This window comes from Streptomyces sp. NPDC050548 (genome assembly GCF_044457385.1).
Lineage (GTDB): Bacteria > Actinomycetota > Actinomycetes > Streptomycetales > Streptomycetaceae > Streptomyces.
In genome coordinates, this window is sequence record NZ_JBITGV010000001.1 from 151,172 (window position 1) to 166,662 (window position 15,491).

General features: G+C 66.2%; 16 protein-coding genes. 11 read left to right on the forward strand and 5 right to left on the reverse strand.

What is annotated here, in order from left to right; all coding sequences use genetic code 11:
• Positions 1 to 816 carry an SOS response-associated peptidase gene (locus ACIBJH_RS00685; RefSeq protein ID WP_399114706.1) on the reverse strand — a complete coding sequence of 272 codons (816 nt, stop codon included), beginning with the start codon at positions 814 to 816 and terminating at the stop codon, positions 1 to 3.
• A gap of 105 nt (positions 817 to 921) precedes the next feature.
• Here ACIBJH_RS00685 and ACIBJH_RS00690 point away from each other — a divergent pair, with 105 nt between their 5' ends.
• The 4 genes from ACIBJH_RS00690 (at position 922) to ACIBJH_RS00705 (ending at position 4,489) form a co-directional block, all read left to right on the forward strand.
• Positions 922 to 1,644, forward strand: coding sequence for a M50 family metallopeptidase (locus tag ACIBJH_RS00690; protein WP_399114707.1), 723 nt, complete (start codon positions 922 to 924; stop codon positions 1,642 to 1,644).
• Between the two features lie 100 nt (positions 1,645 to 1,744).
• Complete coding sequence (gene aroA / locus ACIBJH_RS00695) at positions 1,745 to 3,067, forward strand: 3-phosphoshikimate 1-carboxyvinyltransferase (protein WP_399114708.1); 1,323 nt, start codon at positions 1,745 to 1,747, stop codon at positions 3,065 to 3,067.
• Positions 3,068 to 3,079: 12 nt separating this feature from the next.
• Positions 3,080 to 4,090 carry a ribosome small subunit-dependent GTPase A gene (rsgA, locus tag ACIBJH_RS00700; RefSeq protein WP_200689025.1) on the forward strand — a complete coding sequence of 337 codons (1,011 nt, stop codon included), beginning with the start codon at positions 3,080 to 3,082 and terminating at the stop codon, positions 4,088 to 4,090.
• Positions 4,091 to 4,165: 75 nt separating this feature from the next.
• Positions 4,166 to 4,489, forward strand: a complete 324-nt coding sequence (locus ACIBJH_RS00705; protein ID WP_200710829.1) for a multidrug efflux SMR transporter — start codon at positions 4,166 to 4,168, stop codon at positions 4,487 to 4,489.
• 4 nt (positions 4,490 to 4,493) lie between these two features.
• Here the strand turns inward: ACIBJH_RS00705 and ACIBJH_RS00710 are convergent, their stop codons facing one another.
• Positions 4,494 to 5,114 carry a TetR/AcrR family transcriptional regulator gene (locus ACIBJH_RS00710; protein ID WP_381242997.1) on the reverse strand — a complete coding sequence of 207 codons (621 nt, stop codon included), beginning with the start codon at positions 5,112 to 5,114 and terminating at the stop codon, positions 4,494 to 4,496.
• A gap of 252 nt (positions 5,115 to 5,366) precedes the next feature.
• Here ACIBJH_RS00710 and hisN point away from each other — a divergent pair, with 252 nt between their 5' ends.
• Complete coding sequence (gene hisN / locus ACIBJH_RS00715) at positions 5,367 to 6,167, forward strand: histidinol-phosphatase (protein WP_019072141.1); 801 nt, start codon at positions 5,367 to 5,369, stop codon at positions 6,165 to 6,167.
• A 585-nt stretch (positions 6,168 to 6,752) separates the two neighbouring features.
• Here the strand turns inward: hisN and ACIBJH_RS00720 are convergent.
• Entirely contained in the window at positions 6,753 to 7,142 is a 390-nt protein-coding gene (locus ACIBJH_RS00720; protein WP_399114709.1) for a DUF6415 family natural product biosynthesis protein, read from the reverse strand.
• Positions 7,143 to 7,368: 226 nt separating this feature from the next.
• On the opposite strand from ACIBJH_RS00720, the gene ACIBJH_RS00725 reads away from it, so the two are divergent.
• From ACIBJH_RS00725 to ACIBJH_RS00740, 4 genes are all read left to right on the forward strand, one after another.
• A complete protein-coding gene (locus ACIBJH_RS00725) occupies positions 7,369 to 7,629 on the forward strand; it encodes a hypothetical protein (protein ID WP_399114710.1) in 261 nt (86 codons plus the stop codon).
• Entirely contained in the window at positions 7,601 to 8,128 is a 528-nt protein-coding gene (locus ACIBJH_RS00730) for a DUF6879 family protein (RefSeq protein WP_399114711.1), read from the forward strand. Before ACIBJH_RS00725 ends, ACIBJH_RS00730 begins: the two co-directional genes overlap by 29 nt.
• A gap of 24 nt (positions 8,129 to 8,152) precedes the next feature.
• Entirely contained in the window at positions 8,153 to 9,004 is an 852-nt protein-coding gene (locus tag ACIBJH_RS00735; protein WP_399114712.1) for a helix-turn-helix domain-containing protein, read from the forward strand.
• A 224-nt stretch (positions 9,005 to 9,228) separates the two neighbouring features.
• On the forward strand, positions 9,229 to 10,185 hold the full coding sequence (locus ACIBJH_RS00740) for an IS481 family transposase (RefSeq protein ID WP_399114713.1): 957 nt from the start codon (positions 9,229 to 9,231) through the stop codon (positions 10,183 to 10,185).
• A gap of 91 nt (positions 10,186 to 10,276) precedes the next feature.
• Here ACIBJH_RS00740 and ACIBJH_RS00745 read toward each other — a convergent pair whose 3' ends face one another.
• Entirely contained in the window at positions 10,277 to 12,040 is a 1,764-nt protein-coding gene (locus ACIBJH_RS00745; RefSeq protein ID WP_399115568.1) for an IS481 family transposase, read from the reverse strand.
• Positions 12,041 to 12,470: 430 nt separating this feature from the next.
• Here ACIBJH_RS00745 and ACIBJH_RS00750 point away from each other — a divergent pair, with 430 nt between their 5' ends.
• Positions 12,471 to 13,193 (forward strand): hypothetical protein, encoded by a 723-nt coding sequence (locus ACIBJH_RS00750; RefSeq protein WP_399114714.1) that lies wholly within the window; start codon positions 12,471 to 12,473, stop codon positions 13,191 to 13,193.
• A gap of 44 nt (positions 13,194 to 13,237) precedes the next feature.
• On the opposite strand, the gene ACIBJH_RS00755 is transcribed toward ACIBJH_RS00750, so the two are convergent.
• Positions 13,238 to 13,990, reverse strand: a complete 753-nt coding sequence (locus tag ACIBJH_RS00755; protein ID WP_399114715.1) for a TIR domain-containing protein — start codon at positions 13,988 to 13,990, stop codon at positions 13,238 to 13,240.
• 490 nt (positions 13,991 to 14,480) lie between these two features.
• Between ACIBJH_RS00755 and ACIBJH_RS00760 the strand changes: the two genes are divergently transcribed.
• A complete protein-coding gene (locus ACIBJH_RS00760) occupies positions 14,481 to 15,053 on the forward strand; it encodes a TIR domain-containing protein (RefSeq protein WP_399114716.1) in 573 nt (190 codons plus the stop codon).
• Positions 15,054 to 15,491: the final 438 nt, after the last annotated feature.

The following is a 15,491-nucleotide window of genomic DNA, read 5'->3' on the forward strand; positions in this document are numbered from 1 at the left end:
CTAGAAGAGTGTGCCCTCCTCGGGCCCCTCCAGCTCCTTCAGCAGCTCCGGTCCGTTGTTGCGGACGTTGCTGACGGCCGTGGACACCGGGTAGGCGCGCATCAGCCCGGCGGGCGGCGGGGCGAGCAGCTCGCGCAGTTCGTCGGGGTCGGTACGGGCCGGGTCGAGCCAGGCGTCCCAGCGGTCCGGGGTGAGCATCAGGGGCATCCGGGGGTGGATGTCGGCGAGCGCGTACGGCCCGTCGGCGGGCGCGACCGCGAGCGGGGTCGTCTCGGCCTCGGTGGTGATCACCGAGCAGGTGACCCACCAGGCCAGCGGATGGTCGTCGGGCAGGGTCCGGTCCCGCCAGAACTCGTAGAGACCGGCCATCGCGAACACCGACCCGTCGGCGGGCAGCACGAAGTACGGCTGCTTGCGCTGCCGCTTCTTCTTCCCCTCGACCTCCAGCTCCCGCTCGTCCTTGGCGGTGACCCACTCGTAGTAGCCGTCGGCGGGGATGATGCAGCGCCGGGCGGCGAAGGCGCGACGGTACGACGGCTTCTCGTGCACGGTCTCCGCGCGGGCGTTGATCATCCGCGCACCGCCCTCGGGCGTCTTCGACCAGCTCGGCACCAGCCCCCACTTCAGCTTGCGCAGCTGGCGAACCGGCTTCGGGCTGTCCGCGTCCTTAAGTGGACGGTCGAGGACGGCATAGACCTCTTTGGTCGGGGCCACGTTGTAGTCGGGAGCCAGAACCTCCTCGGGCTCCCACTTCTCGATCTCAAAGACTCCTGCGAGATCCTCGGGCCCACGACTAGCTGCATACCGTCCGCACATACGTGCCAGACTGCCAGGCCCGCCCGTCACCCGACCACCACCCCTCAACGATGGCGCTACGCGCCAGCCCCTGTATATCGACACCCACGGGAGCCTCCGCCGCCAATGGACAGCACCGCAATCGCCTCGATACCCGCCCTCTGGGACGAGGTCTTCGGCAGCCAGCCCGACCCGGACCTGTGGGTGGTGATCGCCACCCTGGTCGCCGCACTCGCGGTGGTCGTCCCGCACGGACTCTGGCGCGTCTCCCGCAACGCCATCACCATCGCCCACGAGGGCGGCCACGGTCTGGTGGCCCTCCTCACCGGCCGCCAGCTCACCGGCATCCGCCTCCACTCCGACACCAGCGGCCTCACAGTCAGCCGGGGCAAACCGCACGGCCTCGGCATGATCCTCACGGCGACCGCCGGCTACACCGCTCCCCCACTCCTCGGCCTGGGCGGGGCCGCCCTCCTGGCCGCCGGCCACATCACGCTCTTGTTGTGGCTGTCGACCCTGCTGTTGATAGCCATGCTGGTGATGATCCGCAACGCTTACGGCGCCTTGACGGTGATCTTGAGTGGCGCAGCCTTCCTCCTGGTCTCGTGGCTTACGGGTCCCCAGGTGCAGGCGGCGTTCGCGTACGCGGTGGTGTGGTTCCTGCTGCTGGGTGGGGTGCGTCCGGCTTTCGAACTCCAGGCGAAGAGGTCGAGGGGCGGGGCCGGGGACTCCGACGCCGACCAGCTGGCGCGTCTGACGCACGTACCGGCGGGTCTGTGGCTCTTCCTGTTCCACTTGGTGTCGCTGTGCTCGCTGATAGGCGGCGGCAGGTGGTTGTTGGAGCTGTGACAAGCCCCGAAGGGGCGAGTCACTCAGGGGCGCGGGGAACTGCCCGACCAGCCCCAACGGCGCAGCACTCGAAACACGACGTACTTATACAGTGGAGCCCATGGCCCCGAACGAAACCGCCCTTTGGCCCGCCCCCCACGCGCGCGGAGCCGTCGACGCGACGGTCCACGTCCCCGGGTCCAAGTCCGTCACCAACCGCGCCCTCGTCCTCGCCGCCCTCGCCAGCGAACCGGGCTGGCTCCGCCGCCCCCTCCGCTCCCGCGACACCCTCCTGATGGCAGGCGCCCTGCGCGCGATGGGCGTCGGCATCGAGGAGGGCGTAGGCACGGAGAAGGGCTCCGGCGAGTTCTGGCGGGTCATCCCGTCGGGCCTGCACGGCCCGGCCACGGTGGACGTCGGCAACGCGGGCACCGTGATGCGCTTCCTGCCCCCCGTCGCCGCGCTCGCCGACGGCCCCATCCGCTTCGACGGCGACCCGAGGTCGTACGAACGCCCCCTGAACGGCGTCATCGACGCCCTCCGCGTACTCGGCGCCCGCATCGACGACGACGGCCGGGGCGCGCTGCCCCTGACCGTGCACGGCGGAGGCGCGCTGGACGGCGGTCCGGTGGAGATCGACGCGTCGTCCTCGTCGCAGTTCGTGTCGGCGCTCCTGCTCTCCGGCCCCCGCTTCAACATGGGCGTCGAGGTCCGCCACACCGGCTCCTCCCTCCCCTCCATGCCCCACATCCGCATGACCGTCGACATGCTGCGCGCGGTCGGTGCCCAGGTGGACACCCCGGAGTCGGGCGGCGAGCCCAACGTCTGGCGGGTGACGCCGGGCGCGCTGCTGGGCCGGGACCTGACGATCGAGCCGGATCTGTCGAACGCGCAGCCGTTCCTCGCGGCGGCGCTGGTCGCCGGCGGCAAGGTGGTCGTACCGGACTGGCCGTCCCGTACGACCCAGCCCGGCGACCGGCTGCGGGAGATCTTCACCGAGATGGGTGGTTCCTGCGAACTCACCGAGTACGGGCTGGAGTTCACCGGTTCGGGTGCGATCCACGGTATCGATGTGGACCTGGGCGAGGTCGGTGAACTGACCCCGGGCATCGCGGCCGTGGCCGCCCTCGCGGACTCGCCGTCCACGCTCCGGGGCGTCTCGCACCTGCGCCTGCACGAGACGGACCGGCTGGCCGCACTCACCAAGGAGATCAACGAGCTCGGCGGTGACGTGACCGAGACCGCCGACGGCCTGCACATCCGCCCGCGCCGCCTGCACGGCGGGATCTTCCACACCTACGAGGACCACCGGATGGCGACGGCCGGGGCGATCATCGGCCTCGCGGTCGAGGGTGTGCAGATCGAGAACGTGGCGACGACCGCCAAGACGCTTCCGGACTTCCCCGATCTGTGGGCCGGGATGCTCGGGAGCGATGGGGCGTAGGGGACTCACGCCATGCGCCGCTACGGCAAGAACACCGACGAGGACGACATCCGCCAGCGCCCGAACCGCAAGGGCAACCGGCCGCGTACGAACATCCGCCCCAAGCACGAGGAAGCGGTCGAGGGCATGGTCCTCACCGTCGACCGTGGCCGGCTGACCTGCCTCGTCGAGGACCGGGTCGTGATGGCGGTCAAGGCCCGCGAACTGGGCCGGAAGGCGGCGGTGGTCGGCGACCGGGTCGGCATCATCGGTGACCTGTCGGGCGACAAGGACACCCTCGCCCGCATCATCCGCATCGAGCCGCGCACCTCCGTGCTGCGCCGCACGGCCGACGACGACGACCCGTACGAGCGCGTGGTCGTCGCCAACGCCGACCAGCTCGCCATCGTCACCGCCCTCGCCGACCCCGAGCCGCGCCCCCGCCTCATCGACCGCTGTCTGGTCGCGGCCTACGACGGCGGCCTCGACCCGCTCCTCGTCCTGACGAAGTCCGACCTGGCGTCACCGGACCAACTCCTTGAGCTGTACGGCGCGTTGGGCGTGCCGTATGTCGTCACGAGCCGCGAGGAGCTGGAGAACGGCAGCGCGGTGGAGCGGGTCCGCAAGCAGCTCGACGGCAAGATCACCGCGTTCGTCGGGCACTCCGGCGTCGGCAAGACGACTCTCGTGAACGCGCTGGTCTCGCTGGAGCGGCGGCGCAGCACCGGCATCGTCAACGCCGTCACCGGGCGCGGCCGGCACACCACGACCTCGGCCCGCGCGATCCCGCTGCCGGACGACTCGGGCTGGGTGGTGGACACCCCGGGCGTCCGTTCCTTCGGCCTGCACCACGTGGACCCGTCCCGGGTCATCAAGGCCTTCCCCGACCTGGAGCCCGGCACGGTCGACTGCCCGCGCGCGTGCAGCCACGACGAGCCGGACTGCGCCCTGGACCAGTGGGTGGCCGACGGCCACGCGGACCCGCAGCGGCTGTACTCGCTGCGCCGGTTGTTGGCCACTCGTGAGCGAACAGACGGCGACTGACCACCGCGTGTTTGTGGGGACTCAAGTTCGGTAAGTGCATAATCGCACCGAGCCGGACAAACGGGAGGACAGCACATGGCGTGGCTGCTGGTTGTCGTGGCCGGAATTCTGGAGACCGGATTCGCCGTGTGCCTGAAGCTGTCCCACGGCTTCACCCGCCTGTGGCCGACGGTCGCCTTCTGCGCCTTCGCGCTGGGCAGCTTCGGTCTCCTCACCCTCTCGCTGCGCAAGCTCGACGTGGGCCCCGCCTACGCCGTGTGGACCGGCATCGGCGCGGCCGGTACCGCTATCTACGGCATGGTCTTCCTCGGCGACCTGGTGTCGACGCTGAAGCTCGTGTCGATCAGCTTCGTCATCGTCGGCGTGATCGGACTCCAGCTGTCCGGTTCCGCGCACTGAACCTCTACGTCAGCAGGGCCCGGTGGGCCGGGGTCAGCGCACTCCGTACGAGTTCGCCGACGCCACCCTCGCCCGGTGGCGCCGCCACACAGGACAGCGCGAGCCGCACGACGAGTTCGCAGGAGCGGGCCAGGTCGGCGGTGTCCGGCCGGGCCGCTCCGGGACCGGCGAGCGCGGCCACGGCACGGTCGCGGACGACGGCCACGAAGTCGCCGGGCGAGGGCAGCGGCCCGTCGGCCCGGCGCTGCGCCGGTACGGCGGAGGAGGACGGCACCGCGGACAGGGTCGGCGAGGGCAGCCGTTCGCTCCAGCAGCCGGTGAGCATGGCCCGCACCAGCGCGTTCTCGCGGGCCGCCGACGTGGTCCACTCGGCGGTCGCGGTCAGCCGCTCGCGGGCGTCGGCATGCGCGCCGAGGGCCCGGTCGACGCCGACGAGATAGCCGTCGGCCTCCCTTCTGACCAGCGCCCGCGCGAGCCCCTCCTTGCTGCCGAACTCGTTGTACAGCGTCTGCCGGGACACTCCGGCCGCGGCGGCCACGTCCACCATCCGTACGGTGGACCACGACCTGCGTGCCAGCGCCGTATAGGCGGCGTCCAACAGGGATTCCCGCGCTGCAGGCATCATTCGCCTCCCGGGGGCGAGCGGCTCTGCGCCCAGATTTGACGCGCACGGGAGCACTGTCAAGGGTTCGCGGCTGCGCCGGGGGGCGCACTTCGGCCATTGCGCGCGGGAGTTGGGGCGGTGACGGCGGGTCGGGGCCGGCCAGGACGCCCTCCGGGAGGTCCCTCCCGCGGCCCCTCCTGGAGGTCCCTCACCTCCCGTTCCGCCCACCGGACCCTGTAGCCCCGCGCCGACCCCTGAAGATACGGTTCACGCATGGCCGACTATCACGATGACCTGCGCCTCGCCCACGTCCTCGCGGACGCCGCCGACGCCGCGACGACCGCCCGCTTCAAGGCGCTCGATCTCAAGGTCGAGACCAAGCCGGACATGACTCCGGTCAGCGAGGCGGACAAGGCCGCCGAGGAACTCATCCGCGGCCATCTGCAGCGCGCCCGCCCCCGCGACGCGGTCATCGGCGAGGAGTACGGCGTCGAGGGCACCGGCCCCCGCCGCTGGGTGATCGACCCGATCGACGGCACCAAGAACTACGTACGCGGCGTCCCCGTGTGGGCCACGCTGATCTCCCTCACGGAGGCGGCGGAGGGCGGCTACCAGCCCGTCGTCGGCCTGGTCTCCGCGCCCGCGCTGGGCCGCCGCTGGTGGGCCGCGAAGGGCCACGGCGCCTACACCGGGCGCAGCCTGTCCTCCGCGTCCCGACTCCGCGTCTCCCAGGTCTCGAAGCTGACGGACGCCTCCTTCGCGTACTCCTCGCTCACCGGCTGGGAGGACCAGGGCCGCCTCGGCGGCTTCCTGGACCTGACCCGCGAGGTGTGGCGCACGCGCGCGTACGGCGACTTCTGGCCCTACATGATGGTCGCCGAGGGCTCCGTCGACATCTGCGCCGAACCCGAACTCTCCCTGTGGGACATGGCCGCCAACGCGATCATCGTCACCGAGGCCGGCGGCACCTTCACAGGCCTCGACGGCCGCCCGGGCCCGCACAGCGGCAACGCGGCGGCGTCGAACGGCATCCTGCACGACGAGTTCCTGGGGTATCTGAATATGCGCTACTGACCTGTTGGGGTCCCCGCGAACTGATCGACACCGTACGCAGGGTCGAGGCCAGGGTCCACGCTGGACGCCGGTGGCCGCAGTGGCCTTCTGTCAATGGTGACTTGACCAACGAAAAGTGCACGGCATCCTGAAATCAACGGCTCTGCCGACGATCACGAATGGCATGACCGTTGGCAGCATCGCGTCATCGGGGTTGTTCTGCCACAGGACCTCCGCCGCTCCGCGATCAGTACGCGAGCCGGCATGCGCACCGTCGCGGTGTCCGGCTCGACGAGGCAGGCGTGCTCGCGGTGTGCCCACACGTCCCGCCCCGGTCCGCTCATGCTTTCCTCGCGCCAGAGGTGAACTGCGTCGTCAAGATCGGTGATCGGCTCGTCGCAGTAGTGGCAGAAGCGCAAGGTCATGACCCACCCGCCTTACGCGTGTGGCAGGGACAGATGCACCGTCGTAAGAGGACCAGGCCGCCCCCGTGGGGTAGTGGGATGTCCTTGGTCTGACGGCAGTAGTGGTGCAGTTCCTGGTAGCCGTCCTGGGCAGCCAGCGCGCACTCGGCGGAGCGCATCGAAGTGTCGTCGATGGGCGCGGTCACGGGCGCGCGCCGAGGTTCTCGTAGTGGTCGCACAAAGCGTTCAAGGTGCGTGCCAGGCGTCGGGCATGGCCGACTTCTTCGCCGAATCTCCGGATCGGCTCGGCCCGGAGTTTTCCCCGCGCCTCGCCTACACAGGCGAGCGCGCAGTACCGGGGGATGCTGTCCTTCTTCAACCGCCTGACGGACTGTTCGACCTCGGGGATGAGCAGCTCCAGGTGGCCCCGAATCATCTGGGTCAGCGTCTCCAGTTCATCAGCGGTCGGGGGCAGCGCCACGGCGTCTGGGTCCAGCAGAATCTGCACGGTCTCGCGCATGACGGTGATGTCAGGTCGATCGGCTTGTCGGCGCTCAGTGCGTTCGGATGCTGCGGTGGTGCGGTTCGCCATGTCGACCCCTGCCCAGTCGGCCACGCCCGGGGCCGTTCGCGTGGTCGCCGGGTCTCGTCGTGCCTCTTGAAGCTAGGAGTGCGATGGACGCCCATGCCAGCAATGTGCAGATCTTTGCATTCATGCCAACCTGCCCTGTTCCTTGGCAAGTTCGGCCTCTTGACCAGCTACGCCATCTGCCGGACTGTGTCGCAAAGAACTGCACATCTCATGGATGGAGACAGTCATGTCGCTACGGTTCATCGGGATCGACCCCGAGACCAAGACCGCGGACTCACCGACCGTATGGGTCGACCAGGAGAAGGGCGAACTCGTCTTCCAGGGATGGAAGCCCGATTCTCAACTCGAAGCAGAGTGCGCCGCGTTCGAAGTACCAGGTCATGCCGTCGGCATTCCGGTGGACGAGGCCGTCGTCCGCATCCCTGCCAGGATGGTGCACTTGATCAGGGAGGCGTGCGATGCCCTCGATCGTTCCGACGATCGCTGACCTCATGAACGAGTGCACACGCTCCGCTGTGCACCTTGAGATGCGAGATCACTACGGAGTGGCCGCAGAGGCTGACGACTTCCGGACATGGCTGGAGACCGGCCGTCTCGACGCCGACCCCGGATCGCCGGACTGGGCACCCTGGGTGGACCTGGTCTCCCGTGCCGTGGCGCGCGGCGTCGCGGTGCGGCGCGCCCGGATCGTGTCCGAACCCGTCACGGACTACATCCGCTACGAACACGCCTCCACCGGCGTCAACGTGCACGCCGGGGAACAGGTCCGCTGGTTGCCCCGCTGCCGCGCCTCGGACATCGCCCTGCCGGGCAACGACTTCTGGCTCTTCGACGACCAGGTGATCCGGTGGGGCTACTTCTCCGGCGACGGGGCCATGATCGGCCACGAGATCTCCGAGGATCCAGCCGCCGCGAAGCTGTGCGCTGAGTCCTTCGAGGCCGTATGGGCGCGCGCGATCCCGCACGACCAGTACCAGATCCACTGACCAGAAAGCACCGGCAGCCAACCCATGCCCGCCTCGCCCTCCTCATCTGCCCAGGCCGCACGTGAAGCCGTCGCCCATCGGCTGCGCGACCTGCGCAAGGAAGCCGGCCTGACGGTCGTGCAGTTGGCTGCCGCGTGCGGCTGGCACTACTCCAAAACCTCACGCATCGAGAACGCCCTCACCGGGCCGTCCGCGAACGACATCCGACGGTGGTGCAGCGCGACCGGGTCGGACGGACAAGCGCAGGATCTCGTCGTGCAGTCCATCAACGCCGAGTCGATGTACCGGGAATGGCGCGACCAGGTCCGCGCCGGACTGCGCCACATCCAGGACAGCAGGATGCAGGCGGCTCGCGAGACCGAGACCTTCCGGATCTACTCCTCTAGCATCGTGCCCGGCCTCTTGCAGACAGAGGGCTATGCGCTCGCTGTCCTCGGTATCGCTGCGAGCGTCCACGACCTGGACATCGACGACAGCGCGGAGGCCGCGCGCGCTCGGCTCGAACGATCCCGCATCATTCACGAGCAGGGACACCGTTTCATCGTGGTCGTCGAGGAGGCCGTCCTTCACTCCCAGGTGGCCGACACAGACGCGATGGCCGCACAACTCGGCTATCTCCTCACCGCTGGCGCCCTACCGGCCGTCTCCCTCGGTGTCATCCCCATGACCACCCGCCGGTCGCACTGGCCCGAGGAGACCTTCCACATCTACGACGACAAGCACGTCTCCGTCGAGCTGGTCTCTGCCGAGGTGAACGTCACCCAGCCCTCCGAGATCACCCTGTACGTTAAGGCGTTCGAGCGGTTGCGCAGCATGGCCGTGTACGGCGCGGACGCTCGCGCTCTGATCGTGAAGGCCATCGAAGCCCTGTCCTGAGCGCAAGCTTTGCCCAAGTCGGTGGTCGATCTACATCCAACCTCCAGTTGCCGCTTCGCCATCGTCACCGCATCTGTAGGCCTTGCCGTTCTGCAAGCCGCATCCACGGGTCCGTCCTGGAAGCGGCTTAAGATCCAGGCCATGCTAAACATCCACGACTAGTTGATCTATAAAACTGCCGATCATCGTTGACACCTGGGTCTCTGATCACTACGGAGATCCACATGTCGAAGTCCAACCCCACCCCGCCGCTTGACCGTGAGGCCAGGCGGCGCCTGGCGGTGATACGCCACGTCGAAGAAGTCAGTGGCAACGTCGCGATGTCCTGCCGCTACTTCGGGATCAGCCGGCAGGCCTACTACACGTGGTACCGCCGCTACCAGACCGAGGGAATCGAGGGCTTGCGCACCCGCTCCAAGGCCCCCAAGCACAGCCCCAACGCGACGCACGTCGAGGTGGTCGGGAAGATCATCTACCTGCGGCAGAACTACCACTTCGGGCCTGAGAAGATCGCGATGTACCTCAAGCGCTACTACGACGTCACCATCAGCAAATCGGGTGTGTGGCGGATCCTCAACCGCCTGGACATGGGCCGCCTGCCGGCCTCTCAGCGCTACAAGCGCCACGACCGCCGATGGAAGCGCTACGAGAAGCAACTGCCCGGCCACCGGGTGCAGATCGACGTGAAGTTCATCGAGCCGCTCGCCTCGATGCCCCAGGGCCGACGCGGCGGGCGCAACAAGTACTTCCAGTTCACTGCCATCGACGACTGCACCCGCCTGCGGGTGCTGCGGATCTACCCGACCTTGAACCAGGCCACCGCGATCCAGTTCCTCGACTACGTCATCCAGCGCCTGCCGATCCAGGTCGAGGTCATCCAGACCGACAACGGCGCCGAATTCCAGTCCGCCTTCCACTGGCACGTCCTCGACAAGGGCATCGCCCACGCCTACATCAAGCCCCGCACCCCACGCTTGAACGGCAAGGTCGAACGCTCCCACCGCATCGACGCCGAGGAGTTCTACCGGCTCCTCGACGGCGTCATCATCGACGACGCCGAGGTCTTCAACGACAAACTCCGCGAGTGGGAGGACTACTACAACTACCATCGCCCCCACGGCGGCCTCGGCGGCCAAACCCCCTACGAACGCCTCAGGCAGAAGACCACGACCCAGGCGTAATCGAAGATCGTCAGTTGCACAGCCCCAACCGACCGATGTCTAGGTTCAGTTCATCCTTGACGGTTGTGTGTCGGTTGATGCTTTCCGGTTCCTAGCCTGTTGTGCGATTCTTCGTGCCGTAGGCCTTGTAGCGGGTCACCTCCTTGCTGGTGGTGCGGGGCACCGTCCGCAGGCGGTGTCCGTCGTGGTCGAAGACGTGCAGGGTGGTGTCGGTGACCTCGACGCTGACCACGGTGCGGGCATGGACCATGCCGACCTGGACCTGCTGGCCGCAGACCTGGATGCTGCCGCGGGCGGAGACCTTGCGGCCGACCCGGACCGGCTCCTGCGGCGTTTTCGGCGGCAGCGGGCTGAGCTGGGCGTCGCTGATGTAGGCCCGCCGTGCGGGTGGGATCGGGCAGGGCAGCGTGCGCACCAGCACGCCGTCGGCGACGACCTGCATCAAGGGCCCGTCCAGCCGAAGGGTCACGCGCTGCCCGGCCAGCGGGAACCCGACGGTGATCTGCTGTCCGGCCAGGCCGATGACCCCCGAGGCGTTCACGGTGCGGGCCACCTCGATGGGCACCCGCACCGCAAGCCGGCCGGGCGCACGTCCGGCTGGAGCGGGACCGGCCGGCCGGGCCCCGGAGGCCCGCAGCCGGACCAGATCCGCGGTGCTCAGCCGGGACGGCACGGTCTTGATCCGCTTGCCGTCCAGGGTGACGTGGACGGTGGTGCTGTCCATCCACAGCGTGACCGGCCGGCCCGCGTGCTTGGGCCCGAACCAGAACTGCTGACCGGCCACCGCCAGGTTGCCGCTCGGCGGCACCACCCGGTCCACCTCCACCGCGTCCGGGGAGCCCAGTACCGCCTCCCCGACCGCCTCGACCCGCTGCCCCCGCTGTCCGTCGGCAGCCGTCAGACCGGTCAGCCGGGCCGGAAGCCGCAGCTCAAGCCCATCGACCACAGCGGGAGTGAACCGGCTCGCGGGCATGGCCATGTCCAGCGACTGGTGCGGACGCACGGTGTTGTAGTCCTCGCGCCAGCCGTCGATGAGCGCCTGCGCCGCATGGAGGTCGGCGAACGGCCCGTGGTCGTCGAGGAGTTCACGCCGCAGTGACTGATGGAACCGTTCGATCTTGCCCGTGGTCGTCGGCGATCTCGGCTTGGTCAGCCGGTGCTTGATGCCGTTCATCCGGCAGATCCGGTCGAACAGCACCTCCGTGGACGGCCCGGGAGTCCCGAACCGGCCGGTGAACTGCTTACCGTTGTCGCTCAGCACCTCCTCCGGACAGCCGAACACCGTCAGCGCCGCGGCGAAGGCCGCGCACACCGCCCGCCCGGTCGCCCGCTCCACCACCGAGGCGATCACACAGAACCTCGAATGATCGTCGACCCCGGTCACCAGCTTCAGCTCACGCCCGTCGGCCAGCCAGAACCCGCCCATCACATCCAGCTGCCACAACTGCATCGGCCCCGGCCGCTCCCACCGCCGGTAATCCTCCCGGCGTCTGCGCCGCTTGACCGGCACGATCAGCTGATGGCGCACCAGGATCCGATACACCGACGCCTCCGACGGCACCGGCTCCACCCCACGACGCGCAAGCTCATGACGCAACCGTCGCTGACCCCACCGAGGATGCAGCCTGCGCAGCTCCAGCACCGCCGCCTCCACCCCGGCCGGCATCTGCCACGGATGCGACCTCGGACGATGCGACCGGTCCGCCAAACCCTCCAGACCGCCCTGCTCATACCGGCGCACCCAGGCATGCACCGACTGTCGCGAGACCCCATACCGGGCCGCGACCTCCGTCTTCGACGCACCGGCGGCCAGCACTTCCATGACCGCGTGATAGCGCTGCTCGACCACGCTCAGCTCCACTAACACCGGCCTCACCCCGCCTCCACGACAGCAGTCGCAGACAGCAAACCGAGGACGGAACCGTCAAGCATCAAGTGACGTCAACACGTCAAGCATCAAACGAAGTAGGACAGCCCCATACGACCTACTGAGTTACAACTTTCTCCACTGGTTCAAACACCCGCCAACGCGGCCAGCACCACGAATCGAAGTCGCCGTTTCGTCAAACAGAGTAGTAAGTTCTGACCACACTGCGCGGATTCACTTGCGGCTCTATAAATACTTGGCAACTCTCCCCTGCCTAACCCGTACGCCGGGCGCCCATGCATCGAGGATCTCAAACAGAGTGCCAGAATACGAAAAATCATAATATCCCATCGCCTATGACAAGGGATGAAGTTACTTCTGCTGACATGAAACAGACACTCACAGTAAGCTCAATCTCATGCTCAAACGATTCATGTACCTCGACACAGGCGCCCTCTCCGACTACGTCAGCGCTCTAGAGGACGGCGTTCGCCAATCGCTCGAACGAGGAGGCGAAGCGGAACGAACCACCTTCACCGACACACCTCAGGCGCAGTTCGAGCGGATGCTGTCACTAGCAAAATCAGAGCCCGAGCTGGCCGGGTGGATTACACCCAAATCAGATCACGAGTTCAATTCGGTAAAGATCGGAAGCTTGATCGAAGTGGATTGTGAAATTTACGTACCAGACACGGTGAAAGCTCTGGCACCCCAGGGAGGCTTGCTGGATGCGATGGACCAGTTCGAGGCATTCTTGCCAGCGCTGTCAATGTTTGGTTCAGAGCAACTCGATGACCTACCAAGCCGCGAACAACGAGATGCCGTGCGACTCGTGGCCAACTCGCTAGGCGGGAAACAAATCGTGGTTGGCGAGATGGATCAATCAGAATGGCGCTTGGCTGGCCAACTCGACGCTTCCTACATCAAGGCAGATCTTGAGGGACAGGCTCGACTTGTGGGAAAGGTGTCAAGTGTCTGGAATTCTGGGCAATGGAAGCCGCTGTTGGCTCTCCCCGGGTCCAGTTTGATTCCACGTGAGCAGCGCAGGAAAATGGAGCGCACGAAACCGACTTCTGATCAGATGGGCAACTACCTGGAGGGGCCAGCCGCAATGCTCGACGTGCTTGCCATCTACCGGTAAACATTCGAGGCTCCTTCGAAATTAGACGAAGGAGCCACAAGCCATTAGAGACTGGAATCGAAATCGCCTACCGAATGCCAATCGGTTCCGGACATACTGACCGCGCATCCAGCGCTAAGCAAACGCTGAGCCAGTTCTTGCCGTCGCTGCGTTGAATTATTCATCCGAACTACGTGCCGTCCGCCAATGTCACTGAACGGACGAACGGCCCCCAATTCGACCAACAGCGTCCTGTCTTCATTTCGCCCAATGGCCATTCCCGCTTCAAACAGCACATTCGGTCGGGCCTGCCCAGTCGGCTGTGTCTCATGTGCTGGCTCATGTGGCTCCTGGTACTCCTCTTTAAGCCACGCCAGATCGTCTGGCGTCATTAGCACCAAGATAGCCGCTGCCTGGCGAAAAGCGGTATCGAGAATCTCACCTACGTAAGGAGATGATTTTCCCGTGCCATTCACCGCCTCAATCCATTCCACAGGACTCAGTCCAATGGACCGAAGAAATGCGAACATGGCACCCCTTGCCTTTCCATTGCGACCATGAACAACGAAAACGCGACGTGGATCCATCTCATCTCCAGAAGGGGCACCGATACCGCTGCTGACGGATGATGATCTTTCGAGACCTGGCTCCGCCGTAATATACTCGTCCGTCACCTCTTTCCCATAGGATGCGATATAGTACTCATCCGGGAGGAGTGTAACCACTTGCGATTTCCTTCGCTCCTCTCTGACAATTGGCAGAATTTTTGCAGCATCTAGCTCGGTCCAGTTGATCTGAATTCGCTCAAGGTCGTCCATCGGTACGGCGATTCCTCCGACAACGATGGGACGACCCTCGTTGTACGGCTGCAGGAAACGCTCCGTAAGCTCCTTTTCGCTAAGGTCAAGACGAACTTCAGCGTCTGAGCGGTTCGATTTCCTGGTTACCCGCACGTGAAATGGCATACATACTCCGCAGTAAGTACTTGAGGTTCGACTCGGCGCCGATTTGGAGTGTACCGGAGGGTCACCCCAACGGAGAGATTTAGCTGATTGTAATACTGTTCTGAATGATCCTTTTTAGGCATAGCGTAGCCGTTGAATATGTGCTAGCAGGGGCGCGGCATGCAATCTGGATCGCCTGCTAGATGCGGCGCGCAGTGCCCGGTCCCGACTTCGATCCCAGAAGGAGCGACCAACCGTCAGACCCGCCCGCCACCGTCGAACTGCAGCGAGCACCTCGTACGCAGCTAGAGAGCAAGGCTCGCCGGAAGCAGCAGAAGGAAAAACTGGGGAAGACAGACGTAAAGTGCTCGCAACTCACGGACATAACGATCGAGCATGGCAGGGGTCGTTCACGTTCCTACGAGCCGTCGATCTAAACCCGATCGAGTGGTCTGAGGCCAGCCGCATGACGGGTAAGAGCTCTCCCTATATTGGCGAGATTCTAGCTGCAGCATTCGGAAGCGCCCAGGCGGTAGGCGTCCTGCAGACGCCAGACGATGTCACTTACTTGCACGAGAGTTTGACTGAGCCCGGCGACCAAGAGTGCGATCCGCAAATACAGCCACGGCTCAATATTCTATTCGAAGCATGGATATTCCCGTTAGCCTTCCGGGCGATCATGATGGGTTTCTTCGACGCGAGTGTCCGAGCTATGCAAGCCAGTTTAAGTGGCATGTTCGTCCAGCCAACGCGGAAGCTGAGCAGCGCGGTCCCCCAGTTGCCTACCGCTGCCCCCTGTGTGGACATTCCACGGAAGAGGACTCTTGGTACGGGAACACCCGGTTCCCCGACCTGCGATCGGAGCGAGAGCGACGCTTTGCCGAGGACCTCAATGCCTTGCCAGAAGAGGGCGCGGACCTGGTGCTCAGGCTGGTGAAGAGACTGAGCCGCAAAGCCGATGTCGCGCCAAACGGGCAGGCGAGTTGAGGCAGCGTCCTTGACGCTGCGGTGTGAGTGCCAGAACCGTGCCAGATCGTGCGGGGAACCACGGGGAATGGCGGGGAACAGGCCAGGGGCCAGACAGGGCCCGGATCCGTTCCGCAGGTAGGCCCCTCAACCACTCGCTGACAACCCAAACTTCCCAAGCTGATGCCCGGAGACGAGCTGGGCATTGCCACGGCGGCCTCGCCGGGCCATCTGTGAGCCGTCCGGGGGGCAGCCAACGACGACCGCAACCGTGCAGCTCGTCGGCGAGGTGGGTAGTGACCCCGCACCCCACCAACGAGCACGATCAATACACGCGCTACTGAGCACAACGTGACGCCCGCACACGCCCCCAACCGGCCGCGCGCGCCCTCTTGTTGACCCGTGCTTT